The following is a 26,109-nucleotide window of genomic DNA, read 5'->3' on the forward strand; positions in this document are numbered from 1 at the left end:
CCTCAAGAAGATGATGCTTTGGCTGCTGAATTGCTGCAAGATCCGAAGGAAATTGCGGAACACGTCATGTTAGTTGATTTGGGCAGGAACGATTTAGGCAGAGTGTGCCGAAACGGTACTGTAAAAGTTGACGAATTAATGGAAATTGAGCGTTATTCTCACGTCATGCACATTGTGAGCAATGTGGTGGGAGAATTGGCTGAGGATAAGACAGCTTGGGATTTGTTGAAAGCTGGTTTTCCTGCTGGTACGGTTAGCGGTGCTCCGAAGATTCGGGCGATGGAGATTGTGCACGAGTTGGAAGGTTGTCGCCGGGGGCCGTATTCTGGGGTTTATGGGTATTATGATTTTGAGGGACAGTTGAATAGTGCGATCGCGATTCGGACTATGGTTGTTCGCTCTCAAGGAGGCGATAAACATTCGGTTTCTGTCCAAGCTGGCGCTGGTTTAGTGGCCGATTCTAACCCGGATATGGAGTACGAAGAAACGCTCAATAAAGCCAGGGGAATGTTGGAAGCAATTCGCTGTTTGAAATAGCAAGTTAAAAACTTCTTTTATAAGGAGGAGGCGGTTGAAACCGCTGCTACACAACTACTGTTGAACGAGGGAAATATGAATTTTTATATAGTTGACGTGTTTGCCGAGTCAAAATATGCTGGCAACCAGCTAGCTGTATTTTGCGGTGCGGGAGTTGCTGAACTATCTGAGGCCCAAATGCTGCTGATAGCGAGGGAAATCAATTATTCAGAAACTACGTTTATTCGATCGCCCGATCCGCGAGATGGCGGCTATGACGTGCGGATATTCACGCCCAAGAAGGAATTGCCCTTTGCCGGTCATCCGACTTTGGGCACTGCGTTTGTGTTGCAGCAAGAGATTATTCGCGAAAAGGTCGATCGAGTAATTCTCAATCTAGCCGTCGGTCAAATTCCAGTTACTTTTAATTATCACAATGAATCGGCAGATATTTTGTGGATGCGACAAAACCCGCCTATTTTTGGTCGAGTTTTATCAGCCGAAAGTCTGGCAAATGTCCTGAATTTAGAACCAGATGAAATTGATTCCAACTTCCCAATTCAAGAAGTTTCGACCGGAGTGCCGTTTATAATTGTCCCATTAAAAACTCTCGCTTCGCTCAAAAAAGCTCAAGTCAACTTAGATAAATATTTTGAGCTAGTTGATACAACGAAAGCGAAAGAAATTTTGATATTTTGCCCAGAAACCTACAGCGACCTTAATGATTTAAGCGTGCGAGTTTTTGCCCATTCATTAGGAATTCCAGAAGATCCGGCGACTGGCAGTGCTAACGGCTGTTTGGCTGGATATTTGGTAGAACATGATTATTATGGGAAAGCAAAGATTGATGTCAGAGTTGAGCAGGGATATGAAATCGATCGACCTTCTTTGCTGTTGTTACAAGCAGCAAAAAATGAAGGGCAAATAGCAGTTTTGGTGGGTGGTAAGGTGGTGATGGTTGCTAAGGGAGAATTTGTTTAGCAGATTCACTGGGATTTTTTTTAAGCGCAGATGCAGGCAGATATGTACAGCCCGGTTGAAATTAGATTTGGGCGATCGAGGAAATGAATTGTATGTTGTATAATGTAGTTAAGATTAGGAATAATCATCAAAAACTATGACGGGAACAATCCCAGCTAGAGAAGTTACTCTCTCCTATTTAAGGGAAAATTTTAATATCCAACTCGTTGATGACGACCAATTTTTTCGTGAATGGATTGACGAATTACCAGAAATAAGCGAATTTGAAAAACAATTTCTCGATCGAGTGAAAGCTAGCTATTTCAACTTAGTCGAGTATCCTCCAATGCTAGAAACTACCGTCAAAATGGTAGTCTTATCTCCCTTGCTACATTTTGCAGGTTTCTATTTACCTCCCTTTCATATCAAAGCTGAACCAGAAGTAGAAATTTTCTTTGAAGACGAAGACGAGACAATTATCAGAGGTAGGATGGATGTTCTGGTTTTAAAACAGCAGTTTTGGGTAATGGTTATCGAGTCAAAAAGCGCTCAAATTTCCATAGAAACCGGACTGGCACAACTGCTAGCTTATCTGCTGGCAAATCCCTATCCCAGCCAACCTTCCTTTGGAATGATTAGCAACGGCAGGAATTTTCAGTTTATTAAAATGACTTATCAAAATTCGTCGCAGTACGCATTATCGGATTCCTTCGATCTCCGCAATCGAGCAAATGAATTGTACAATGTACTCAAGATTATGAAGCGAATCGCTCAAATTGTGAGATAGTACAGATAAAAGAGGATTAACTCACATGGTAAGTTCACTCATCGAATCAATAGAAATTCAAGTTATTGAAGTTCCCCGCATTTCCCTAGAAGAATGGATGGAAAACCCGCCTGACAGCACAGAATGGGTAGATGGAGAATTAGTGGAAAAAAACGGCATGACAGCAAAAACTGGTCGGATTCAATCTCGGCTATCCCGCTATTGGGGAAATTACGCACTTTCCAGCGGACAAGGTGGAGAAGTTTACACAGAAACAGGTTGCCGTACAGTAGGGAGAGGTCGCTGTCCCGATGTTTCCTACTTGACACCAGAATTAGTTGCCCAATTTAATGATTTTACCATACTTCCTCAAAGTTTTCCGTTGATTGCTGAAATTATTTCTCCTACTGATAAAGCGGAAGAAGTATTTGCCAAAACCAATGAATACCTGCAATCGGGCTGTCAAGAAATATGGCTGGTACTTCCTGAGAGTCAGTGGATTGTTGTTGTCACTCAACAGCAGAGACTTTTATTCGCCAGAGGTGAAGTTGTCAGCACTCAAATAGTTTTGCCGGGTTTTAGTATGGCCGTCGATGAGTTGCTAGCGTAAAAAATTAAAAGAATAAATTGGTTGAATTTAATTATGGAGAATTCTTTAGTCCCTATACGCTCGGACGAAAGTTTGTGTAGGATAGGTTTCAACCGCCGAGTCTTTAACTCAGCTAATATGAGGTAGCTCATATTCATTGATTCGCGTGATTGTTAGGCTAAAAAAGTCATCAATACCAGAGACTTTCCAATGCTGCCAACATTTTCGCGGACTTTAAATGTATCCCCTGACGCTTCTGAAGCCCTGCTTTCACTGCCATTAACCAGCTTGCTCGATTCACCGGAATTCAATCAAGTCTTGGGAAGTCTCGATACTGCTTTACTCAAAGAAACTTTGCCAACTGCTGGAAGTGTTTTAGCTCAAAAGCTGCCGCCTTTTTACGACTGGTTGCAAACAGAACTAGGAATTAAAAACGTCCCTGACAGTCCAGATCATACTACGAAATGGGTAGTCGGTTTTTTGAAGAATCAAGAAAGTTTAACTCGTTTAGTGGATCTGCACAAATCAATTCCCAGACAGGCATTAGAACGATCGATTCCTCGTTTAGTTAGCGCCTTTGATGACGTTCAACCCACCGCTGTAAAGCAAGAATGGGAAAAAGCGATCGCAGCACTTTGTCTGGTTTTGGCAGTCGCAGCGCGGGAAAATCAGCCATCTGCGGCCTGAAGCAATTCTGTCTGAGTTTAAACAAAGCGCTTTTTTCGGAAAATTTGCAATTGAGTGCGATCGATCTGAACGACTACCGGCCGCCGTTTGTTCAGGACGATCGCATTGTGTCTGTTTAGCAAAAGCAACTGAGCCAATATGGCCACAATCGCGCGTCTTTTGAGAAACTTGCCTTCAAAACGCGCCATTCGGACGATCGCCTCTTCGATTTTATAGCAACAGTTGTTGCCTTTATGGGAAATCACAAAAATCGTTCCCGGTATGTAATCGCCTTCATTTGCCCAAAAAGCATACCTTTCACCTAAAGTAAAGTAGTGAAAAACATTCTTAGCGGTGGAAGTTTTAGCTAACTTTTCGGAAACGCCTAAAGAATTAAAAATTACAGTAGATCTAATATAATCCGGGTATTTTGCTGCGATTTGCTGAGCAACTTTGCCGCCCAAACTTTCTCCGATGATATCCGGCGGATTCCCGCTGTGAAATTGCTGCTTTATCCAATCAATAGCACCCGCAGTTTGCGCCGATTTTAACTGGCGTTCTAGTTTTGCCATAAATACATCGGGCGTATCTTCCAAAACGCGCTCGAAAGGATACCAAGAACCGTAGCCGCGAATCACAAAAACAGGCGGATTATTGCCAGAAATGGGGATGCGACTTTCAGCATAAAAACCAGTGCGAGAGTCTTCAAACACTTGTTTTATGATATAATTTCCATCAACAACTTGCCCTTCTTCGTGCCGAATGTAAATTGAAGGATTATTGGGTTTAAAAGTATCGTGTAGTTGGGGTTTGGCAAACTTTTCATACAGGGAATCTAGCAAGTGCCTTCCCGTTTGGCGATCGACAAAATCAAATTCTGTTTTTTTCATTATCTGGTAGGGCGGGTGTTACCAACAATATTTAATAAGTACAAAACATCTACATAAACCCGCCACCGGACAACGAATAATCTAAATTAACTTTTACTTGTATCAAATGGAAAAATGTACGTGACATTTACCGTTGGCTGAGTGAGAGGGCGGGTTTTAGATATTGTCAATTATTAACAAATATTGTAGGTGAAACCCGCCCGCCCTTAGCAAATCACTTTTACAAAACTCGCAACGTGCTAGCAATACTATCGACTGCTTCCAGCGCGCGAATTTCATCGAGTGCTTGTTGAAAATTACCTTCCATAACATCGTGAGTCACGACGACAATTTCTGCTAAATCGCCGCGAATTCCCGTCTGCACCACAGATTCCAAACTAACTTTATGGTTGCCGAAACAAGTGCCGAGTTTGCCAATTACCCCCGGAGTATCGCGCGTCAGAAAACGGGCGTAAAAGCGAGTAACCAGTTCCTGCATCGGAGCAATTTTGCAGTAGTGTTGGTGACTGCAACTGAGTAAAGGATGGGGAATCGGAACAGTTTCGGTTTTCAGGATGGCCGCCACATTCATTATGTCGGATACTACGGCGCTAGCTGTTGGGCCCGCACCGGCGCCGCGCCCGTACAGCATCAATTGCCCGATCGGCTCTCCTTCGACTAAAATTGCATTGTAAACCCCGTTAACACTCGCCAGCGGATGAGTTTTCGGCACAAAACTCGGATGCACTCGAATTGACAGCAGTTCGCTTTCTCCCTCAGCTTGCTTGCCATTGTAGCGGGATGTTTCTTGAGCAATAGCCAACAATTTAATCGCAAATCCCAGCTTGTCGGCGTAGTTAATATCCGCCGCACTAACTTTTCTAATACCTTCGCAGTGAACATCGGCTAATTTGATGCGTCCACCAAAAGCTAGCGAGGCTAAAATAGCAATTTTATCGGCAGCATCTAATCCATCTACATCTGCTGTGGGGTCAGCTTCAGCATAACCTAATTGCTGAGCGTCGGCGAGCACTTCGGCAAAGTCTGCGCCTTCTGTTTGCATCCGCGTCAGGATGTAATTAGTTGTGCCGTTGACGATGCCGGTGACAGTTTTAATGCGGTTTGCACCTAAAGATTGCTTGAGGCTTTGAATGACTGGAATGCCGCCGCCGACAGCAGCTTCTAACATTACGTAAACGCCTTTTTTGTTGGCGGCCTCGAAGATTTCATTCCCGTAGCGGGCGATAACTGCTTTGTTGGCAGTGACGACGTGCTTGCCGCTGGCAATAGCTTGCAGAATGAGCGATCGCGCCGGTTCCAATCCGCCAATCAATTCAACTACAATATCAATTTCCGGGTCAGTTGCGATCGCTTCTAGGTCAGTTGTCAGCACATTTTCTGGCAATTGTAAAGACCGAGTTCGAGAAATATCGCGCACTCCCACCCGATAGATTTCCAATTCCTGCAACAGCGGATGGCGGCCATCTGGGGAGAGCAAAATCTCTGCTGTTCCCGCGCCAACTGTACCCAAACCTAACAAACCAATTTTGAAAGCCACGACTTTGACCCGTAGAAACTCAATTAAGCCACAACCATTGTAGGCTATTCCCGTACCGGAGCAATCAAAATAGTATTGTAGGGTACGCATTCGGTACCTTACATCAATTTCGGTTGCACTCCTTATGGTTGTTGACTGTTGACTGTTGACTGTTGACGGGCGGGTCGAAAAACTGAATGGTTGAGTGTTAACTCTTGACTCGATTTTATTATTCCGATGCAACCGGAAACGATATTACAAGTCGGATACAATTGCCCTAAAAACAATTGTAGGGCGAGCCAAGCCCACCCTACAAATCAGATTAAATCAGGTAACACATTAATAAGTTTCAACGTGCCAACGGTGCTCTTTCTTCAACTGTTTCTGATAGCCAGCCCAGTCAACACCGTGCTTGCTAGATGCGGCCGACATTCCCTCATCAATTCCGCCTTCCATACCCTTCAAACCGCAGATATAAGTGTGAGTATTCGGCTTTTGAACCAATTCCCACAATTGGTCTGCGTTCTCTTGAATCCGGTTTTGAATGTACATCTTGCCGCCGTCAGCATTCTTTTGCTCGCGGCTGATGGCATAAGTCAAGCGGAAATTATCGGGGAACTCGCGCTGCAATTGCTCCAACTCTTCCTTATAGAGAATGTTGGGAGTGTAAGCAACTCCAAAGAACAGCCAAGCTAAACCTCTGAACTTGTAATCGGGATTGTTTTCTTTAAACATCCGCCATAAATAAGCCCGGAAAGGAGCAATACCCGTACCGGTAGCCATCATAATAATGGTGGCTTCTTCGTCGTCGGGTAACAGCATTTCCTTGCCTACGGGGCCGGTGATTTTGACATCATCTCCAGGTTGCAAACCGGTGAGAAAAGTCGAACAAACACCAAAGACTTTTTCACCAGTTTCTGGGCTTTTGTACTCTAGGCGGCGGACGCACAGAGAGACTGTTTTGTCGTCTACATCGTCTCCGTGACGGGTGGAGGCGATCGAATACAGCCGAATTTTGTGAGGTTTGCCGTTTTTATCTGTGCCATCGGGAATAATCCCGATACTTTGACCTTCGAGATAGTGTAACTTGCCTCCAGAAATGTCAAATTTGACGTGACGGACTGTACCCTCGCCGCCTTCTCTGACTAATTCTTCTGTAGAAATGCACTTACCAATATAGGGATTGGCGGGCTTGTAGAGGTTAACAGGAACCTGAACTTTTTCCTTGGCTTGAGTCATGGGCTTAGTTTCTTCTCCAGATTTCTGACTCTGTAGCCCTGCTTCTGGTGCGACTTTGCCATTTGTTTCGGGAGCGCTGTTTGAGGGGCGAATGCTGACAATTCTTCCACCCATGCGAGCAATTCTACGCATTTCCTGATTCATGCGCTCGTAGGGCACGGAGATAAATACGCTGCCACTACGGCGAATCGGGCTACTTGTTTGGTCAGTTGCTTGGCTCTGACGCATACCCTCCACTTCGTAAACAAAGATGCGGCTGCCTGATTCTGAGTTGGCCGCCACACCAGATATGCTTGGGCTGTACATTTGTTGATTTTCCTTCACGATACAGAGTTATAAAGAAAGAGAATGTGACGTTAGACTCAATTTACTTTTTTCTTAAGGCCATCGGGACTAATTGGCCGCGCCAATTTTTGGGCCTCGCCACGTCGGCGGGAGTGTTGAAGTTGCGATCGCTCGCCTATCAAATCCCTACTAGCCGAACGCCGCGCTCACCGAGCCCTAATGCGTTCGGCTGTTGACCTATAGCTATTGTTGTCTGCGTACTGCCAATATTTTACCCGATCGGGGGATCTGCCCCGATAAGTCCTTCTGATTTGGGGAGCGCCCCACCAGAGAAAGGAAGATTCGAGCAGTTTAATGAGGTTGAGCTTGTAGGGGGCGAACGCCTTCTGGTAAGATTAACCACTAAAGTTAGTATTAATTACTTGCCTTGAAGATTGCTTGGGTCTGCCCGGGCAGGCAGTCAACTCACTGCTGTATGCTGGTGAGAACTCGATCGTCTCGGGGTAGCACAGCAGCACAAAGCCTGCTTGCCGCTACCTGCGGGCTGAAATTTTGTGGAATCTAGACTTGAGTTAGTTAGTAAACAGTGATTTTGTTAGAGGGAAACTATGACAAGTAAGCCGGATCGCGTGGTTTTAATTGGCGTTGCCGGAGATTCCGGATGCGGAAAATCTACTTTTTTACGCCGATTGACAGATTTGTTCGGGGAAGATTTCGTGACTGTAATCTGCCTTGACGACTATCACAGTCTCGATCGCAAGCAGCGCAAGGAAACAGGGATTACAGCCCTTGACCCCAGAGCGAACAATTTTGATCTGATGGCTGAGCAAATGAAGGCGCTCAAAGAAGGTCACGCGATCGACAAGCCGATCTACAACCACGAAACCGGTATGATCGACCCGCCCGAAAGGGTTGAGCCGAATCACGTGATTGTGATTGAGGGGCTGCATCCCCTGTACGACGAGCGAGTTCGATCGCTCCTCGACTTCAGCGTCTACCTCGACATCAGCGACGAGGTAAAAATTGCTTGGAAAATCCAGCGCGACATGGCGGAACGGGGCCACCGTTACGAAGACGTGCTGTTTGCGATCAATGCTCGCAAACCGGATTTTACCGCCTACATCGACCCGCAAAAGCAATATGCTGATGTGGTAATTCAAGTGTTGCCGACCAACTTGATCAAAGATGACAAGGAGCGGAAGGTTCTGCGCGTGCAGATGATCCAGCGCGAAGGCATCGCCAATTTTGAGCCTGCGTATTTGTTTGACGAAGGTTCAACAATTAACTGGGTTCCTTGCGGCCGCAAGCTGACTTGTTCCTATCCCGGAATTAAAATGTACTACGGGCCGGATGCTTTCTACGGTCACGAAGTCTCGATTTTGGAAGTAGATGGTCAATTCGAGAATCTCGAAGAAGTTATTTACATCGAAAGCCATTTGAGCAAGACTTCTACGAAGTATGAAGGCGAGTTAACTCACCTGTTGCTCCAGCACCGCGAATATCCTGGTTCCAACAATGGAACTGGTTTGTTCCAAGTGTTAGTCGGATTGAAGATGCGGGCGACTTACGAGAAGTTGACTGCAAAAGAAGCGAAAGTGGCTGTTAGTGTTTAGAACGCAGACATGAAAAATTTGAGAGGCGCACTTGCGCCTCTTTTTTTGTGGGAAAATGAACCACAGAGCGCGCAGAGGGCGCAGAGTAGAGTTAGGGGAGGGTGTTTGGAAGTAGAGAGGTTAAGAAGGTTTTTCCGGCTTCATTGAGGTCGCTATCTAGGGAAAAAGTTAGACTGCGAACTCGGATATCGTCATTTTTTATATCTAGTGGCTGTTTGAGGTTTTGCGGGTAAACGAGAATTGCATTTTGGCACTTTAAGGCATTGGCGTAAGCAACTATTTGATGAATGTCATTATTGGCTACTTTATCGGGAGCTTTGTATTTTGTATCGAGGACGTATTGGATTTTTTTTGTTTCACTATCGCCTAGCAGTAAGTCAATGCGATCGAAATAGTTTTCGTCATGTGTGACTCGGTGCTGTTGTTTGACAAAAAAGCCTTTTGGTGTATTTGCTTTGAGCCATTCAGCGACAAATTGTTCATATAAATTAGCCATGTCTATGAGAAAAGGGAGCATTTCGCGATTGCCTGTTTCGTGACTGGGCCCTGTGTTATCTAAAAAAAATCGACATAAGGCGTGGAAAAGTTGATAATCTTCATTTAAACGGTGATAATTTCTATCAATACAAGCTTCTGATTTAAAAGGTTTTAATGTAACAAATCCTTGGAGTGCGTGAAAGGCTTTTCGCACAGTGGATGAAACAGATTCACGGCACAAACCGCTGCGGCCAATGATGAAAAGTGTCCAAGCGAGTATTTGATTATCTTCGATATCGCCTGTTTGTTCGTTATAGTGGCATTTTAGTTTAACATCCCAAGGTTTTTGCAGGGCTGACCGCAAATCGACGCGGCCGCGAATGTAGGCGAGTCTTTCTGTTTTGGATAAGTAATCACGATATAATCCTTTGCGACAGCGTTCTAGAATTTTGTGGGCAAGAATGTTAGCTAATCTATCGTAACTTTCTTGTAAAGATTGGCACTGAATCGAGCCTTGGGGAAATTTTATCTTAAGGTTGTAGGCATAGTCAAGCATTCCGAAGAGGTTGTTTATGGGAACCTTTGGGCGGATGGTGATGTGAAATTCTGGAGTGATTGTAATGTTGCCGACTCGGCCTTTAGATTTTAAGTGCCATTGATATTTAGTTTTAAAGTTTGGAAATTCTATCTCGATTTCCTTGGCATAATTATGGTATATTTTCTGTCCTACTGATTCGGGGATTGAGTCTTGTTCAAAAGTTGCTAATAGATATTCTTTAAGTTCGATAATTCGGGGTGATTGTGGTTTCATAATTGTGGTGGATGCAGTAACGCCACGGTATCGGGGTTAATGACGGCGTTAGATTGTCAATAGCCCAATTTATTCTGGATATTCTCCCAGAGAAACTCATCCATTTTTTCCAGGTTATCAAAGAAGTATTCTTCGAGGTATGGCTCGATTTCCATTTGCCAAATGTCTTGGATATCTTCAGCTAAGGTTTTTGTCAAAAAGAAGGAGATGCCTAATTCATAGTGTTTGTTGTTAATTGCGCGATTGATATCTTCTAGAATGCTAGTTAATTTATCAACTGGAAAACCTGTTTCCTCTCTGTGGTGATACTGTCGCAGCACTTCATAGTTGGGATAGACGGGAATGAATGCGAAACGGCGGCGGAGTGCATTATCGACTAAGGCAATAGAACGGTCTGCGGTGTTCATTGTGCCGATAATGCGGACATTTGTAGGGATTCTAAATTCTTCGCCACTGGCTAATTTAACGGTGCGATCGCGGTCATCAAGCAAATACATCAACTCTCCAAATACCTGAGATAAATTTGCACGGTTAATTTCATCAATAATGAGGAGGCAAGTGTCTTCACAGGCTTCGGCTTTTTCGCAAAATTCTAGGAATCTACCGGGAACTATGGGATAAGTTAATTCCCCATCTTGACTTTGCGGACGGATGCCTTGAATAAAGTCTTCATAAGTATAAGCTGGATGAAATTGAATAATGTCTGAAAAACCGTCACCGCTGCCGATTAAGTGTTGGGCTAGTTTTTGAGCGAGGAAGGTTTTTCCGGTTCCGGGCGGTCCTTGTAGGATGGCTTGTTTCTTGCGGTGGATGGTGCGTATCCAGCCGTTAATTTGAGATGTTTGAAAACCTGTTATTTCAGAAATTTCTTTGATATCATACTCTCGATTAAATTCTTTCTCATAGATTGAAAAGTATTGCGTGATAAGAGGTGAATCCTTATCCTCCAGATTGGAACACAAAAAAAATAATGGAAATAGTTTTTTAAATGTTTGTGTTATTATGTAAATTAACTGGTGAGCAGAATATCCTAATACTTCTTCTGCTTCAAGCGATCTAGCAACCTGAATATTAGTAAATTTATATTTGTCAAATTCTATTGTTTGTTCGCCAACCAAAGAGATAATAGTTTCTAATAATTCATTAATACATTTTTGAGATTTCATTATTATCAGACGATATTCATGCACAGGGGAAGTAGAACGTATTATTTGCTTAGTTAAATAGCAATGATATTGATTGGGAAGGTTATAACGTTTGAGGCTATCGATTGCCAAGGGGTTATTTATATAATTGGTTTGATAATTATCTATAATATAATCAATATCGTTAAATTCTGTACAGAAACCAAAAGTTAAGTCTTGGTTGTCAAATCTTAGCATTAAGTAAGCATTCTCTCTATAATTGATATCTTCAAAACTAAAAGATATACTGTAAGCTATTGATTGTAAACCTTTTGTTTCAACTATCGAGCCAAGTTGCTCCCACTTGATGTTTATATATTTTTTGATAAAATTAGGCAAGCGCTCTTCCACCTGACTGAAAATATACTTCAAGGGATCTTCTACATATTTTAAAAAATCTTTTTTGTGTGCCATGTAAAAATCTGAGCTGGGATTTTCATAAAATTCGGTCAATAGGTTAAATGTGTTTTCTGAAAAAGGACATTCAGGATGTACAAAAAGTTTTTCCATTTTTCTGTATGTTTAAGGTGACTCAATTGTTGTTCTTAAATTATTGTAGCCGATCGCCCTTTCCGACACCAGATATCTGAGATGCGATCGCACCCGCCATCCTTAGCCACATCAAATGCCCTCCCAAACCAGTAACACTGGCAAAACCGCTAACAACAGTTCCCGGAAAATTTAAACTTGCGCCGAGGGACTCACATTTACCAAATTGTGTCTATAGTCGATAATTGAATCCGGCGATCGCGACTAATAACGGGTACATTAAGATACAAAGCAGTAGCAGCAATAATGCGATCTGGGAATGGGAAATCGGGAATTTGCGATCGGTCAACTTGCCTTAAACTCAAAGCTATATTGCGATCGAAAGGAATTTCAACCAATAAGGCATCATCGCTCTCAACTTCTCTCAATAATAGATCGAGAGTAGTTGAATTAATCCGCCCTCTCTCGCTCAGATAGACAATTTCTGCTAATGTAATTGATGAAAAAGCCACCTGATTTCCCTCGGCAGCTATCTGTTCTATTGTCCTTCTAGCAGTCACTGAAAGTCGCGAATCGGCAAAGATATACCAGATAACAGCATCAGTATCAGCTACAGCACCCAGCATTAGAAATCCTCCCTTGGGAAATTCCCCCATTCTTCGCTGCGAGCTTCATCTATATCAGCGGCAGAAGGTGCAATTCCCAACTTAGCACATAAACCCGACAATGATTTGCGGGGAGCGGGCCGAACAACTAATTCTCGTTCTATATCAGGAACTATCCACTTAATCAATCGTAAATTTTCGGCTAGATACAAGTGCTTAACAAGATTTAAAACCGCCTCAAAAGTCATGTTTTTATGTTTCAATTTGTGATTGATGTAATTGTAGCATTTTGGCTGCCAAGGACAGCATCACCAGGTTTGGGTTGAGAAGATTCGTTTACCACAGTTCCCGGAAAATTTCAACTTGTGTTGAAACTATCTAAACGTGCTATATTCAATTCCGTAAACCCTGAACTACGCTTTCAGGTATTGCAAATTTATAAACGAGTCAACTGAATGCTCTCTAATTTCAAGAAATTAGCTTCAATTGCAATCTTCTTTGTCGCCGTAAAACTTTTAGTTAACTATCCCCCTTTCAGAGAAGTAGAAAATTATATCGCAAATAGAAACCCAGCAAGTGCCACCTTAGATACTGGAACTCAGCAGCAAAAATCCAGCAGCCCGCCTCCGGTAGTTCCCAAAAAATCACCGGAACAAAAGTTTGATGTAGTAGTATATGGTGATGAAGTACCGGGGATATGTGCAGCGATATGGGCTAAGAAAACTTTAGGCGCAAAGGGCAAAGTTGCGATCGTGCGATCGAACTACGGAAGTGCTCCTTTGGGCGGCTTACTCACCCGCGGCGGTTTAGCTTACATCGATGTAGATAAAATCCCCGGTTGGTATCGCCAACCTTACGCCCAATGTTTTAAGGAATTCTTAGATAAAGCGGATGCGCCCGAATCTTGCTTAGACCCAAAAAAGGCAGATAGAGCTCTCAAACAGATGCTTTCAGCAGCCGGAATCAAAGTTATTTCTAACTCAACTCTTACTCCCCGCGTCGTAGATAAAAAAATTGAATATGCCGAAGTAGAAGGCACCAATCTCATAATTAAAGCCAACTCTTTTATTGATGTAACTCAAGACGCCGAATTGGCAAGAAAAGCAGGGTTATCTTATTATACAGGATATGAATCTCAAAATATAAAATCCAAAAATGAAACGTTAGCTGTATCTATAGTTCCAAGAATTACAGGTATAACGATGTCCGAGTTCCGCAGAATAGAAGATGAAATTCTTTACAACAGGTCTTTGGTAAAAAAGATTAAAGAAAGCATTATGAAATCTAAAGATCCTGCTAGTACAAAATTCTGGATGAGGAATTTCTGGAGTACGATATATCAGCCATATACAGACGGCTACGACATCAGAAGCGTAGCTATAGGTGCAGCGTATCACATAGACAGAAATCTGCCATTTAGTCAAAATAAAGGATTCTTTTTCGATAAGGGCAATGTCTGCGTTTATAACAAAAATGTGCTGTCCTGGAACGGGTTTCTGTTTAAATACCAAGTTAACCAAATCATGAAGATGGAAGCTAACGGCAGAAAACCGACTCCTGAAATGATTAGAGAAATGTCATTTCTCCAATACTGGCTACAAAAGAAGTCTGGTAAAGATGTGAGAGTCTTTATTCCCGACGAGATTTATATCAGGCAAACTTTGAACGTTCGCGATGTGGTAGATCCGCTGACGGGGCAGGAGATTATCAAAGGGGGAACAGTACCCGAAAAGTCGATCGGCAGTTTTTCCTACGATTTCGATATGCGGGGCGGAGTCAAGAATTTATCTGCGAGAATTCCGCCGCTGCCAGTCTATAATTTCGGGATAGAAAGCGCTTTAGCTAGCAAAGTCAAGAATTTAGCCATTGTCGGGCGATCGTCCGGTTATGTCGGTATGGCTGTATCCGTCGGGCGAATTGCGACGGTGAATATTTATCAAGGACAAGGTGTGGGCGTGGCGGCTGGTTTGGCTAGCAAGTTCGGCGTACCTCTGAATTCGATTACTTCGGCTGAAACGAAAAAAACTCTGGAGACTTTAACGGGGAAAACTACGTATTTGTCAGGGAGAGATACGAGTTATGGGGTGGATTATAAGGAGGTGAAGTAATCGAGGTATAGCAGTCGCCCGTGTTGCTATACGATGTTAAATCCGCCTACAAACTATAAACTTTTGTTTGAGTTTGAGAACAAAAAACGCAATTCCTGGAGTTTAATAACTGTTATTCATTGCGATCCTTAATTATTGCAAGTTTTTTTACCAGTAGGACTAAGGCAAAAAGAAAACAGGTTTCTCTGCAAAATCGTGGCTTTCTCCGAGAAAAGGCGGTTTTTGGATTAATGATTTTTGTCAAATAAGATATTAAAAAGATTTAACCACTGAAGATGTCGAACCCTCATATTCGAGGCGCAAGATTCCCCAACTCTTAGATATCCTCTCGATCTTCGCTCTGCTGCTGCTCGTATTCTGTAATAATGTTCTGAATATCCTCTGCTGCAATATCGACTTGTTCGGATTTGGTGTAAAGGGTCAGCAAAATGATTCCCGTTGCTGTTTGAACGTAGTAAATTAAACGGTATCCACCACTTTTACCTTTTTGAGTGTCGCTATTTCGGACTCTCAACTTGAAGACTGCATAACCCACTCCAGCAATTCTATCTCCGGGCAGTTCTCCCCGTGTGAGTTGTTCGATAATGGGTTGAATATCATTGCGAATGCTGCGGTATTTTTTTGCAAGAGTGCGTAAATTGCGATTGAAGGTTGGTGAAACTATAACTTGAATGAAGGGCAAGTCAGTCATTTTCAATTCCTTCCCACATTTGAGCAACCGAAATGGTTTGCCCAGTCATGGCTTCGTGCCAAGCTTGCCGAAAATCTTGTAGAAGCGCTGCTTTAGATTGGCCCTCTCCGTCAATTTCTGAGGGTTCTGGAATACTAAAAGAATTAGCAGGAGGCATCTCTTGGATTTCTGCTGAGAAAACCTCTGGCAGATTATTTTGCGAAATGATTACCCCCTGACGTTGCTTTTGGCTTAGAAACTCTATAAAACTCGCAACTAATGCCAGATGTTCTGGAGAGAGTCGATCGAGCCATCGATCGATTTGATGTCGAAGTGCTGCTACATTCATAATCCCATCAAACCTTTGAATTTTACCTTGATTTTAACGTAAACCCGCCCCGCCTTGAATATCGCTCTTCCCTCTCCCTCTGACGCGGATGCGGTTCAAAACTCTTCTCCTCCCTTCTATGGCACAATCTTAAATAAGATCAAACTCTCAAGCCACCATGACCGCAAACCTACCCCCCCAATACGACCCCCAAGCCACCGAAGCCAAGTGGCAAAAATACTGGGAAGACAACCAAACCTTCAAAGCTGACCCCGAAAAAGGTGGCGAACCTTACTGCGTAGTCATCCCGCCGCCCAACGTCACCGGCAGTCTCCACATGGGACACGCTTTTGAAGAGACGCTGATTGATGTCCTCGTCCGCTATCACCGCATGACTGGACGCAATACGCTGTGGTTGCCGGGAACGGATCATGCTAGCATCGCCGTTCAAACTATTCTCGAAAAGCAACTCAAAGCAGAAGGCAAAACTCGCCACGATTTAGGTAGAGAAAAATTCTTGGAACGGGCCTGGGAGTGGAAAGCTGAATCGGGCAATACTATTACTAATCAATTACGCAGTTTGGGCGTGTCTGTCGATTGGTCGCGCGAACGCTTTACGATGGATGAAGGCTTATCCGCTGCGGTTTTAGAAGCGTTTGTCCGCCTGTACGATGAGGGGCTGATTTATCGCGGCAATTACCTGGTGAATTGGTGTCCGGCGAGTCAGTCTGCTGTGTCGGATTTGGAGGTAGACCAGCAGGAAGTTGACGGCCATTTGTGGCATTTCCGCTATCCTTTGACGGATGGTTCTGGTTATTTGGAGGTGGCGACGACTCGGCCGGAAACGATGTTGGGGGATACTGGGGTGGCGGTGAATCCACAGGACGATCGCTACAAACATCTTATCGGTAAAACAGTGACTTTGCCGATCGTCAATCGCGAAATCCCCATCATTGCTGATGAGTTTGTCGATCCGACTTTCGGAACTGGTTGTGTCAAGGTGACTCCCGCCCACGATCCGAATGACTTCGAGATGGGCAAGCGTCACAATTTGCCATTTATTAACGTTATGAATAAGGACGGCACTTTAAATGAAAATGCCGGAGAGTTCCAGGGACAAGACCGATTTGTTGCCCGGAAAAATGTCGTGCTGCGGTTAGAAAATGACGGGGTTTTAGTTAAAATAGAAGATTATAAGCATACAGTTCCATACAGCGAACGCGGCAAAGTCCCGGTCGAACCGTTAATATCTACTCAATGGTTTGTCAAGATAGATCCTCTTTCTCAACGCGCTTTAGAAGCATTAGATAAAAGTAATTCACCCGTCTTTGTTCCTGATAGATGGACAAAGGTTTATCGCGATTGGTTGGTGAAGCTAAAGGATTGGTGTATCTCCAGACAATTGTGGTGGGGACACCAAATCCCGGCTTGGTATGCTGTTAGCGAAACCCAAGGAGAAATTACTGACACGACGCCGTTTGTGGTGGCGAAAACTGAAGCTGAAGCTAAGGAAAAAGCTACGGCTAAATTTGGTAATGACGTGCAGCTAGCAAGAGATCCAGACGTATTGGATACTTGGTTTTCGTCCGGGTTGTGGCCTTTCTCAACTTTGGGATGGCCGGACCAAACTAAAGATTTGGAGTTTTACTATCCGACAACTACTTTGGTTACAGGTTTTGATATCATCTTTTTCTGGGTTGCTAGAATGACGATGATGGCAGGACATTTTACTGAAAAGATGCCTTTTGATACTGTTTACATTCACGGTTTGGTGTTGGATGAAAACGGTCAAAAAATGTCTAAGAGTAAAAATAATGGTATCGACCCGCTGCTGTTGATTAGCAAGTACGGTACTGATGCTTTGCGCTACACTTTGGTTAAGGAAGTGGTTGGGGCCGGTCAAAATATTCGCATGGAGTACGATCGCAAAACTGATGAATCGAAATCAGTGGAAGCTTCGCGGAACTTCACGAATAAGTTGTGGAATGCGGCTAGGTTTGTGATGATGAATTTGGAGGGACAGACTCCGGAACAGTTGGGAAGTCCTTCTGGGGGAGGTGGTTTGGAATTGTGCGATCGCTGGATTCTGTCTCGCTATTATCAAGTTGTGCAAGAAAGCCGCAATTGTTTGGAAAATTACGGTTTGGGGGAAGCGGCGAAGGGACTTTATGAGTTTATCTGGGGCGATTTCTGTGACTGGTATATTGAGTTAGTCAAGTCTCGCTTGCAGCAGGATGCTGAACCAAATTCTAAGAAAGTGGCACAGCAAACTTTTGCTTTTGTGTTGGAAGGGATTCTGAAACTACTGCATCCTTTTATGCCGCACATTACTGAGGAGATTTGGCACACTCTGACTCAAACAGGTGACGATCGATGTTTGGCTTTGCAAGCTTATCCTGAAGCCGATACCTCGCTAATTGATGCTGAATTAGAACAGCAGTTTGAGTTGTTGTTCGGTACAATTCGCACTATTCGCAATTTGCGGGCAGATGCTGATATCAAACCCAGTGTGAAGGTGACGGCGATTTTGCAAAGCGAAAGCGAGAAAGAACGCCAAATCATCTCAGATGGAGGTGTTTACATTCAGGATTTGGCAAAAGTCGAGAATCTGACAGTTACTGCTAGTTTGGATGCAGATTTGGGACAGACAATTGCTGGGGTGGTCGGTACTGTGCAAGTATTGATTCCTCTGGCTGGGGTCGTGGATTTGGCCGCTTTGCGTGCTAAATTAGAGAAGAAGTTGAGCAAGGTGGAAGCTGAAATTAAGCATACTGCGGCGCGCTTGACTAATCAGAAGTTTGTGGATAAGGCTACTCCTGATGTGGTTCAGGGGGCGAGGGATGCTTTGGCGGAAGCCGAAAAACAAGCCGAGATTTTGCGCGATCGGCTAAAGTTGTTTTAATAGTTGACTGGTGACTTTTGCCGGGGCGGGTTTACGAGATAGTTAGTTTCAAGCATAAATTGTTTGTAAAACCCGCCCCTAGAAGATCGTAAATCATACAATTACCAATAACTAATAGCACGACACGGAATGCAGGGATACACGGATAGCTGTTTTTACCAATTACCAGTTATGAATAACTAATAAGCCATCACTAATTACCCTCATGTTATATTTAGCCCAAGTACAAAATCAGGAAATTTTAGGCGAGATAAGTCTGCAATTGCTGGCTTGCCAAAATGCTGAGGATACTTGGGCTATGCTTTTTGAAGAAACTATCTTGACCCTACCGCCAGATTTTGCTCAAACTCCAATTAACTCTGCAACTAATGTTTTAAATGAAGGGATGCTAGTATTAGCAGATATTGGCGAAAATAACCAGGTTTTAAATATTCAAGCAGCTACAAACTGGGTACTACAATTAGTTGAGAAATATTTAACAACAGGCTTTACTCCCGATTTTTTGCAGCAAGAAGCCCAGAAAGCAGAAGATTGGAGGCAATCTCTCACTTTGCAGAGTCAAGAATTGTCTCGCCGCTTGATTGAAGTTGAAGCCCGCCGAGAACAAATTCAAAATTTAGAAGCAAAACTCCAGCAGGAAAAGCAATTGTTGGAAAGTTCGATCGCCCAATTGAAAATTTCACCCGCTACACCACCACTTTGACTCCAATTAACACACCAAACGTAGGGACACGCCACTACCGCGTCCCCACAAACCTAATATGCAATTTGCTGGACATCATAATAATTTGTAACTTGACAAATACCCCTTACCCGTTGCCCGATCGCCAGCAAAATTACCTATGGCTAAAGCACTTTTGACTTCAGCCAAGCGGCGGGGAGACACAGCAGTTTCTGAGAATTGCTAACATAAGCCCGCTTCTGAAACACATCATATTGATTGCGTTCGATCGCATTTAAGATTCTGCTGTACAGCATTGTAGCCGCCCAAACAGTCCAGCGGATATCGGGACTGAGCACTTTAATTCCCGGTTCGGCGCTGGCGTATAATTTGCGAGCTCGCTGAATTTGAAACCGCATCAATTCCCGCCAGCGGTTGTCAATTACACCGTTGAATAAATCTTCTTCGGTGTAGTTAAACAAGGCTAAGTCTTCTAAGGGAATGTAAATGCGGCCGCGGCGGGCGTCTTCTCCGACATCGCGCAGAATATTAGTCAACTGCTTGGCAATACCGAGGGAGATGGCTTCTTCTTTGGGAATTTTATTGCCCCAGTGCCAATTCCAGTTAGCAGCGGGATTCGACTCGTCCACACCCATGACAGACATCGACATCAGCCCTACAGTACCCGCTACTCGATAACAGTAAAGATTGAGCTCTTCAAAAGTTTCGTAGCGGCTGCGGTACAAGTCCATTTGCTGGCCCGCAATCATCTCTCGAAACGGCTGAATGTCGATCGGGAAACGAGACAGCGTATCCACCAACGCTACGTCGTAGTCGTCGTGAGGATGGCCGGCAAACACAGATTCTAGCCGTTTTTCCCACAGATTGAGGGTTTCAGGGGTCGTTGCATCAGAACCCGGCCCGTCTACGAGTTCGTCGGTGCGGCGGCACCAGACGTAAATCGCCCAAATCGCCCGACGCTTGGCTTCGGGCATGAGTTGAGTGCCTAAATAAAAATTTTTGGCATAACTCGCCGTGACTTGGCGGCACAGTTCGTAAGAGTCATCCACAGAGGCCAGAGTTCTCATGCACTGGAGTTTTGACAGTTGCAGCATCCGAGAATAAGAAATTTAAAGATTAGAACTGATTTTCCCCCGTTTAGAAAACGGGAGATTTTTTACGTCTTTATGAAAAATTCTTAATTTTTCATTTGTTATTGGCCGTCGAAATAGCCTGCGCTGTCAGCTTACCAGAAAGCACGGCACCTTCCATACTTGCAAGATAACGCTGCATTGTATAATCCCCCGTTAGATAGAAATTGCTAATGGGAGTTGTTTGTGTGGGACGGCACTGCTGGCGTCCGGGAGTGGCTTTGTAGACGGAACGTGGGGTTTTGACTACGTGATATTTGAGCAGTTTGGCTGGTTCTGGGATTTGATCGGGAAAGAGTTTTTCTAACTCGACCATTGTGGCTGCGACGATATCTTCGTCAGACTTGCCTATCCAGTCTTTGGCCGGTGCTAAAACCAGTTCCAGCATGGATTTGTCTGGGTTGGCATATTCGCGGCAGGTGTTGCTCATGTCGGCGTAGACGCTCAGCAGGGGCGATCGCGAGAACAGCAAATGGTCGATGTCAGTTAATTTGCGATCAAACCACAAGTGTACATTAATGACGGGTACTCCCTCCAAGCCTTCGAGCTGTTTGAAATAATCCATTTCGCCCCAAGGTTTCGGCATCATCAGCTTCAGCGGGTCAACCGGCATCGCGGAAACGTAAATATCGGCCGTCAGAATTTCTGACTCTGCCCCTTTTACTCCCCGAATCTGGAAGCCGCGCACCGTGTTGTCATCGTTGAGCAAAAACTCCCCGATGGGTGCATTCAGCCGTACTTCACCGCCGCGCTCAGTTATGTAGTCTACCATCGGCTGGCACAACCTCTCTGTGGGGGAACCGTCTAAAAAGGCCATTTTCGAGCCGTTTTTCTCTTGCAAGAAGCGGTTGAGGGCTGTCAGCAGTATGGTTGCAGATATTTCGTGGGGGTCGATGAAGTTGAGCGCCTTGGACATGGCGATGAATACTTCTTTTTCGACTCTGGGGGGGACGTTTTGTTTTTTCAGCCAGTCGGAAAACGAGTATTTGTCCATTGCTTCGACATAGTTTTGGCCCTGAAGCATCGCCGGAATCAAACCTATACCGAAGCGGATTTTTTCCGGCCAGGTGAGCATATCGTTGTTGCTCAAGATGGCTGCGACGCCGTTGAAGGGGGCGGGCAGGTCGGGAAAGTCAAAGCGGGAATAGGTTCCGGGGGTTTCCGGCTGATTGAAAATCATGCTGTGTTCTTTCCATTGCAGCCTGTCTTCAATGTCAAGTTCTTTGAAGAGTTGGAGCATATTCGGGTATGCACCGAAGAAGATGTGGAGGCCGGTTTCGTACCAGTCGCCGTCTGCATCTTTCCAGGCGGCTACTTTGCCGCCGAGTACGTCCCGACTTTCTAGGAGGATGGGGGTGTGGCCCGCGTCGGTAAGATATTTAGCGCAGGAAAGTCCTGCTAAGCCTGCTCCGGCGATCGCAACTCGCATTTGATACTACTTGGCCTCTGTGTTCGCTTCGGTTTAATTATACTTTACAACTCGTTACATTTTTTTGGAAAATCTGTAGGGACACGGCTGTGCTTGGAGGTGTCGGCTTAGCCCGAAAGTCCGCCAGGGAATTAATTCCCTGTCTCATAGCGCAAGTCCTCTTTTAGAGGACTAATGAGTTCTTCAGTCCTCTAAAAGAGGACTTTAGCTTTGAGGCAGCGGTTTCAACCCTTGCCGGACTTGCCGGACTGCGGGTCTGACCTTAAGTGCCCTAGTGCCCTATGCCCTAGGAAACGCAATTAACAGAAATTTGCCTCATAATTGCTATCATAAATTATGAGGCAAATTTCAATAAATTAGTTAAATTTATGGTACAAACAATTCAAGCTAGAAATGTCGCGCTGAATGATTTGGAAACTAACTTCAAAATTGAGTGGGTTGAGGATGACCAATTTTTTCGCGAGTGGCAAGATGATTTGCCAGAAATCAGTGATTATGAAAAACAACGACTAGACAGAGTGAAAGCAAGTTACAGGAATTTGCTCAAACATCCGCCGCTGCTCGAAAATACAGTCAAAATGGTGGTGCTGTCTCCGTTTTTGGATTTAGCTGATTTTTATCTTGCTCCTTTTCATGTTACTTCAGAAAAATCTGTAGAAATTGTTGACGAAGACGAGGGAGTGATTGTCAGGGGACAGTTGGATGTTTTGGCTTTGTTTCAGGAGTTTTGGGTAGTGGTGATCGAGTCCAAGAAGGCTGCGTTTTCTTTGGAGGTCGGGATTCCGCAGTTACTAGCTTATATGTTAGCTAATCTGAGTGCCGATCGACCTACTTACGGATTGTTAATGAATGGCTCTAGTTTTTTATTTGTCAAATTAGTTAAGGGGGAAACACCACAGTATGCTTTTTCTCGCTGGTTTTCTATGTTCAATCCGGGGAATGATTTGTACAGCGTGCTGAGTATTTTGAAGCGCCTCGGTGAGTTGAATGTTGGCAATACAGTTTAAAAAGCGATCGCACTCTTCTGTAAGGGCGATCGCTCAGAGATGCGGTTGTACTTCGTTTCAATAAAAAATGAAGAATGAACTAATTAGCAGACGGAACAGGCGCTGTTGGTAATTTTTGGCTCGGTACAGGTGCGGTAGAGGGAACAGGCGCTGGCGGTAATTTTTGGCTCGGTACAGGTAAGGAAGTTGGTTGCGGTTGCGGTTGAGGCAGACCGGGAACACGGATATATCTCCAATTACCAGTAAACAATAAATACATAACACCCGCAAGTACGACACCGCTAACAACAGCAGCAGTAATTTTCCAAACACTGTAGGGACGCTCGCCTTGAACTTCAGCGGTGCGAGCATTAACCATTACTTGATATCGCTGGTTTTGATAGCGATAGGCGCACAGCCACACAGGTAGCAAAATATGCTTAAAAGTGATAGCATTGTAATCAGTGGAAATGCTGTGAACCCGCTGCTCGTCGCCACCAATATTCCTACAAACATCGAAGTGAATAGTACCGGCCATGACATTTTTAGCAGATTCAAACCCTTGAGTGAGAGAAACTTGCGATCGCTGCGCTTCAAACCCAGCTAAATAAGATGAATTGTAAGGACGCAGCGACTCCTTGAGATGCCAAGGTTCTAACGCATCCAGGCGCGGGCGATCGATCGAAGTTGTGGCCGGAATCAGAATATCATCAAAAGAGCGATCGACTCTGCCAGAAGCAGGCCACCACCTGGTATGTTGCACTTGGCGAGTTTTAGTTTCTGTTTCGCCCTGCGAGTTTGTTTCCGTATAAGTTTCAGTCTCGTAGTAGTGTTCTCCGCGAGAACCCTGATAGTAACTAACCGTATAAGTGTCGTAAGTCCAAAACGGCAAATAACCCTCTTCTGTCACTCTAGGAAAACAAAAATAAGACCAAAAATTTCAACCGTAGATAGAGCTAAGATTTGAGCGTTTATTTTCTAACAGAATGGCTGAAATCAAGATTTTTAGTAAAAGTCTTATGCTATAAGCATCCCAGATTATTTTTTACCTAGAGTGACAGAAGAGGGATAAACCCCTTGAATTTTCTCCTGTTGCGCTAGGGATTTCAAAGCAGAAGGAGCAAACCAGCGATTGCTTAGCCACTTCTGAATGCTTTCTCTGACCTGTTTATCAGTAACTTCAAAAGGAACAATTCCCTCTGGATGCACACTCGGGCTAGCCTTTGCAGGTTGCGTCACAATTGGAGAAGCACAAAATGGACATTTACCCGCTACTTTCGGCGGTTCAAAAGTAACACTTGCTCCGCAATCATTGCATTTTACTTCTAAGGCTGTTGTTGATAAAGCTGTCAGCGTTGTTTCGTCGAAGTGGAGATATTGTTCGTAAGAGTTTTCCTTTACCTCTTCAGCACTTTGGGGAATTGCATCTTGCCAGCCGCAGTAAGCACACTTGAGTTTTCCTGCTTGGGGGTTGAACTCTAAATAAGCCCCGCAGCTAGGACAGGGAAAACGTTTAACAGCAGGTTCCGAAGTATTCATAATAGTTTATTGGTGATGTAATTGGTAATTAGTAATTGGGAAAGCAGATTAATTACTAATTACCAATTAACTAAATATGCAAAATTTTAGGCGGCCGCTGGCGGGGGAGGCGGCGGTACTGTCGCCAACAAAAATGCTAATTCCGGCACTTGCGATGCTAACTTCCAGCCATCAAAACCTGCACGCCAAACCATTACCTGATGTGTCAAACCATTTTGCAGAAGTTGATCCAATCCAAAAGGGCCTGATTGTTGACCGTTCTGGGCAATATACCACTGATGTTGTATTGGCGGGGGAGGTGGCGGCGGAGTTTGGGATGCTGGTGACTGCATCATATTTGTCATTTGTTGACCTAGTGCCATTCCCATACCCAATTCTAATGCTTGATTGCCGCCGCTGGGGTTATTTGCTGATGCTTCTATGGCGTTAGCAGCTTGATATTGGGTATATTGCTGCATATTTCCCAGAAGTCCGATCGAGGCTCGTTTGTCGAGTGCTTCTTCAACTTCAGGCGGCATCGAAATGTTTTCAATTAATAGCTGAGTTAACTCTAACCCAAACTGCTGGATACTTGGCTCTATGGCAACTCGTACCTGTTCGCCCATGTGCGTGTAGTTGGCTGCAAAGTCTAAGAGGGGAACGCGGGAACTGCCAACCCAATTGGCAAAGGCACTGACTATTGTATTGCGGAGTTGATCGGTGATTTCATCTACTTGAAATAGTCCGTCAGTGCTGATTAGTTGTTTTAAGAGTTTTTCGGGATGGGAAACTTTAATGTTGTATGTGCCAAAAGCCCGCATTCGCACGGGACCGAGTTCTGGATCGCGGATAATTACAGGGTTAGAGGTTCCCCATCTCAGGTTCGTAAATATTTTGGTGTTAAAAAAGTAGACTTCTGCTTTAAAGGGAGAGTTGAAACCGTAGGGCCAACCTTTTAAGGTACTGAGAACGGGTAAGTTGCGGGTGTAAAGTTCGTACATTCCCGGATCGAAGACATCGGCAACTTGGCCTTCGCTGACAAAGACTGCTATTTGTCCCGGTCGTACAGTTAGTTTAGCACCTTGTTTGATTTCGTTTTGGTGGCGCTCGAATCGATAGGCAATGGTGTCGCTGGTATTGTCCAACCATTCGATGATATCGACAAATTCGCCTCGAATCTTATCAAAGAGTCCCATAGATTTATTTGGGGTTGTTGTTTGATTTTAGCTTCAATAGGATCGATCGCAGTTCCCGATCGCCATTGTAAAGTTTTACTGTTTGTTGCAATTCAAGTTTGTACTGAAAAATCCTCATAATCGACTCCCCAATTCACCCATTTAATCGCTTCTCTGGCTGAGTTGATATCGGGCGGGACTCGCAAAGCGTGAATAAATCCGGTGCTGGGACAAGTCATCTTTAACAGATAAATCGGCTCCACGTCAACCTTTGTATCAATTTTTAATAACGTGTATTCTTGCCAAGTATCTAATTCAACGGCTGCTAATTCGCGGGCTATGCGATCGTAACCAATTCCTTGAATTAGCACTCGCCTGATTTCCGCGTTTTCTTCCTCTAAAACCCATTGAGATTGCCATTCATGGGGGTGCAGTTTTCCGTATTTTTCCGGTAAGGTGACGCCGTGATAGGAATAGATGCTGTATCCGTCAGAAAATTGAATTGCGGGCCCTCCTTCGGCGTGGAGGCGGTGTTGGGAGTCGAAAGAGAAGATGCGGGGGCGATCGCACACAAT

Annotated in this window: 25 protein-coding genes; 10 read left to right on the plus strand and 15 right to left on the minus strand. The window is 44.4% G+C overall.

What is annotated here, in order from left to right; translation table 11 throughout:
- The 5 genes from QUA45_RS10890 to QUA45_RS10910 all read left to right on the plus strand — a co-directional run.
- A partial coding sequence (locus QUA45_RS10890) for an anthranilate synthase component I family protein (RefSeq protein WP_333220673.1) occupies window positions 1–537 on the plus strand: 537 nt, incomplete at its 5' end.
- Window positions 538–612: 75 nt separating this feature from the next.
- Window positions 613–1,497: a PhzF family phenazine biosynthesis protein gene (locus QUA45_RS10895; protein ID WP_333100150.1), complete on the plus strand. Its 885-nt coding sequence runs from the start codon at window positions 613–615 to the stop codon at window positions 1,495–1,497.
- A 136-nt stretch (window positions 1,498–1,633) separates the two neighbouring features.
- A complete protein-coding gene (locus QUA45_RS10900; RefSeq protein WP_333100151.1) occupies window positions 1,634–2,263 on the plus strand; it encodes a type I restriction enzyme HsdR N-terminal domain-containing protein in 630 nt (209 codons plus the stop codon).
- A gap of 25 nt (window positions 2,264–2,288) precedes the next feature.
- A complete protein-coding gene (locus QUA45_RS10905) occupies window positions 2,289–2,852 on the plus strand; it encodes a Uma2 family endonuclease (protein ID WP_333100152.1) in 564 nt (187 codons plus the stop codon).
- Between the two features lie 189 nt (window positions 2,853–3,041).
- Window positions 3,042–3,518, plus strand: coding sequence for a hypothetical protein (locus QUA45_RS10910; protein ID WP_333100153.1), 477 nt, complete (start codon window positions 3,042–3,044; stop codon window positions 3,516–3,518).
- Between the two features lie 17 nt (window positions 3,519–3,535).
- Here the strand turns inward: QUA45_RS10910 and QUA45_RS10915 are convergent, their stop codons facing one another.
- The 3 genes from QUA45_RS10915 to petH all read right to left on the minus strand — a co-directional run bounded on the left by QUA45_RS10915 (window position 3,536) and on the right by petH (window position 7,448).
- Window positions 3,536–4,387, minus strand: a complete 852-nt coding sequence (locus tag QUA45_RS10915; RefSeq protein ID WP_333220674.1) for a hypothetical protein — start codon at window positions 4,385–4,387, stop codon at window positions 3,536–3,538.
- Window positions 4,388–4,607: 220 nt separating this feature from the next.
- On the minus strand, window positions 4,608–5,924 hold the full coding sequence (locus tag QUA45_RS10920; RefSeq protein ID WP_333100173.1) for a homoserine dehydrogenase: 1,317 nt from the start codon (window positions 5,922–5,924) through the stop codon (window positions 4,608–4,610).
- A gap of 318 nt (window positions 5,925–6,242) precedes the next feature.
- Window positions 6,243–7,448: a ferredoxin--NADP reductase gene (petH, locus tag QUA45_RS10925; protein ID WP_333100155.1), complete on the minus strand. Its 1,206-nt coding sequence runs from the start codon at window positions 7,446–7,448 to the stop codon at window positions 6,243–6,245.
- A gap of 587 nt (window positions 7,449–8,035) precedes the next feature.
- Here petH and QUA45_RS10930 point away from each other — a divergent pair.
- Entirely contained in the window at window positions 8,036–9,040 is a 1,005-nt protein-coding gene (locus tag QUA45_RS10930; RefSeq protein ID WP_015179263.1) for a phosphoribulokinase, read from the plus strand.
- A 91-nt stretch (window positions 9,041–9,131) separates the two neighbouring features.
- On the opposite strand, the gene QUA45_RS10935 is transcribed toward QUA45_RS10930, so the two are convergent.
- The 4 genes from QUA45_RS10935 to QUA45_RS10950 form a co-directional block, all read right to left on the minus strand.
- The gene (locus QUA45_RS10935; protein ID WP_333220676.1) at window positions 9,132–10,328 is read right to left on the minus strand and encodes a 5-methylcytosine restriction system specificity protein McrC; all 1,197 of its coding nucleotides are present in this window, start codon (window positions 10,326–10,328) and stop codon (window positions 9,132–9,134) included.
- Between the two features lie 56 nt (window positions 10,329–10,384).
- Entirely contained in the window at window positions 10,385–12,022 is a 1,638-nt protein-coding gene (locus tag QUA45_RS10940) for an AAA family ATPase (protein ID WP_333100157.1), read from the minus strand.
- 197 nt (window positions 12,023–12,219) lie between these two features.
- On the minus strand, window positions 12,220–12,627 hold the full coding sequence (locus tag QUA45_RS10945) for a type II toxin-antitoxin system VapC family toxin (protein WP_333100158.1): 408 nt from the start codon (window positions 12,625–12,627) through the stop codon (window positions 12,220–12,222).
- Entirely contained in the window at window positions 12,627–12,794 is a 168-nt protein-coding gene (locus QUA45_RS10950; RefSeq protein WP_333220678.1) for a hypothetical protein, read from the minus strand. Before QUA45_RS10950 ends, QUA45_RS10945 begins: the two co-directional genes overlap by 1 nt.
- Window positions 12,795–13,061: 267 nt before the next feature.
- Here QUA45_RS10950 and QUA45_RS10955 point away from each other — a divergent pair, with 267 nt between their 5' ends.
- Window positions 13,062–14,714, plus strand: coding sequence for an FAD-dependent oxidoreductase (locus QUA45_RS10955; protein WP_333220680.1), 1,653 nt, complete (start codon window positions 13,062–13,064; stop codon window positions 14,712–14,714).
- Window positions 14,715–15,030: 316 nt separating this feature from the next.
- Here QUA45_RS10955 and QUA45_RS10960 read toward each other — a convergent pair whose 3' ends face one another.
- Both QUA45_RS10960 and QUA45_RS10965 read right to left on the minus strand, forming a co-directional pair.
- Entirely contained in the window at window positions 15,031–15,405 is a 375-nt protein-coding gene (locus QUA45_RS10960; protein WP_333100161.1) for a type II toxin-antitoxin system RelE/ParE family toxin, read from the minus strand.
- Window positions 15,398–15,733, minus strand: a complete 336-nt coding sequence (locus QUA45_RS10965) for a hypothetical protein (protein ID WP_333025783.1) — start codon at window positions 15,731–15,733, stop codon at window positions 15,398–15,400. The genes QUA45_RS10960 and QUA45_RS10965 overlap by 8 nt, the downstream gene beginning before the upstream one ends.
- A gap of 157 nt (window positions 15,734–15,890) precedes the next feature.
- On the opposite strand from QUA45_RS10965, the gene QUA45_RS10970 reads away from it, so the two are divergent.
- Complete coding sequence (locus QUA45_RS10970; RefSeq protein WP_333220683.1) at window positions 15,891–18,614, plus strand: valine--tRNA ligase; 2,724 nt, start codon at window positions 15,891–15,893, stop codon at window positions 18,612–18,614.
- A gap of 205 nt (window positions 18,615–18,819) precedes the next feature.
- Window positions 18,820–19,317: a hypothetical protein gene (locus QUA45_RS10975; RefSeq protein ID WP_333100163.1), complete on the plus strand. Its 498-nt coding sequence runs from the start codon at window positions 18,820–18,822 to the stop codon at window positions 19,315–19,317.
- Window positions 19,318–19,460: 143 nt separating this feature from the next.
- Here QUA45_RS10975 and crtB read toward each other — a convergent pair whose 3' ends face one another.
- On the minus strand, window positions 19,461–20,390 hold the full coding sequence (crtB, locus tag QUA45_RS10980) for a 15-cis-phytoene synthase CrtB (protein ID WP_333220685.1): 930 nt from the start codon (window positions 20,388–20,390) through the stop codon (window positions 19,461–19,463).
- Between the two features lie 91 nt (window positions 20,391–20,481).
- Window positions 20,482–21,855: a 15-cis-phytoene desaturase gene (pds, locus tag QUA45_RS10985; RefSeq protein WP_333077175.1), complete on the minus strand. Its 1,374-nt coding sequence runs from the start codon at window positions 21,853–21,855 to the stop codon at window positions 20,482–20,484.
- A 368-nt stretch (window positions 21,856–22,223) separates the two neighbouring features.
- Here pds and QUA45_RS10990 point away from each other — a divergent pair, with 368 nt between their 5' ends.
- A complete protein-coding gene (locus QUA45_RS10990) occupies window positions 22,224–22,862 on the plus strand; it encodes a restriction endonuclease subunit R (protein ID WP_333100166.1) in 639 nt (212 codons plus the stop codon).
- Between the two features lie 79 nt (window positions 22,863–22,941).
- Here QUA45_RS10990 and QUA45_RS10995 read toward each other — a convergent pair whose 3' ends face one another.
- From QUA45_RS10995 to QUA45_RS11010, 4 genes are all read right to left on the minus strand, one after another.
- A complete protein-coding gene (locus tag QUA45_RS10995) occupies window positions 22,942–23,751 on the minus strand; it encodes a hypothetical protein (RefSeq protein ID WP_333220687.1) in 810 nt (269 codons plus the stop codon).
- 128 nt (window positions 23,752–23,879) lie between these two features.
- Window positions 23,880–24,380 carry a hypothetical protein gene (locus QUA45_RS11000; protein WP_333220689.1) on the minus strand — a complete coding sequence of 167 codons (501 nt, stop codon included), beginning with the start codon at window positions 24,378–24,380 and terminating at the stop codon, window positions 23,880–23,882.
- An 86-nt stretch (window positions 24,381–24,466) separates the two neighbouring features.
- Window positions 24,467–25,555: an SPFH domain-containing protein gene (locus tag QUA45_RS11005; RefSeq protein WP_333220691.1), complete on the minus strand. Its 1,089-nt coding sequence runs from the start codon at window positions 25,553–25,555 to the stop codon at window positions 24,467–24,469.
- A 92-nt stretch (window positions 25,556–25,647) separates the two neighbouring features.
- Window positions 25,648–26,109: DUF6745 domain-containing protein (locus QUA45_RS11010; RefSeq protein WP_333220693.1), on the minus strand; the 462-nt coding region annotated here is incomplete at its 5' end.

This window comes from Microcoleus sp. Pol12A5, assembly GCF_036701435.1.
Lineage (GTDB): Bacteria > Cyanobacteriota > Cyanobacteriia > Cyanobacteriales > Microcoleaceae > Microcoleus.